At 64.5% G+C, this 386-nt stretch carries 1 pseudogene; it reads left to right on the plus strand.

What is annotated here, in order from left to right:
- Window positions 1-386 (plus strand): annotated as a pseudogene (locus ABGA94_RS17230) (hypothetical protein); the annotation flags it as partial.

The raw sequence follows: 386 nt of genomic DNA on the forward strand, positions 1-386 counted from the left end.
CAAATCACGTCTATCAGGCCGGTGCACGCTCTTACCCGGGTCACACTGGCAGTCCACTCGATTTGCCGGCGAAGACGCTTAAGGCTGGTGGCCACGGTGTGCCGGGCGGCGAGAACATGCTAGTGAAGGATGACGGCTCGACCTCGATCTGGCATCTCGTCGACATTCTCGGTTGGCTGCGAGCGCGCGGCAGCGGGAAAGTCACGACGGAAATGACCGAGCTCGCCGCCGCTGCGCTACAGATCAATCTGGCCCGGACGGAAGCCGCCGCGCATCGCGTCAACGCCGTCTTCGATGGTGCCGTACGAGGTCTGTGCAGCCACGCGGTCAATGCGGATGGTGCAGCATGGGTGTTCGCTGCGGCCCAGCGAACGGCCGGTCTGCGG

Source organism: Stenotrophomonas sp. 3diitr2024 (genome assembly GCF_042136455.1).
Classification (GTDB): Bacteria; Pseudomonadota; Gammaproteobacteria; order Xanthomonadales; family Xanthomonadaceae; genus Stenotrophomonas; species Stenotrophomonas sepilia.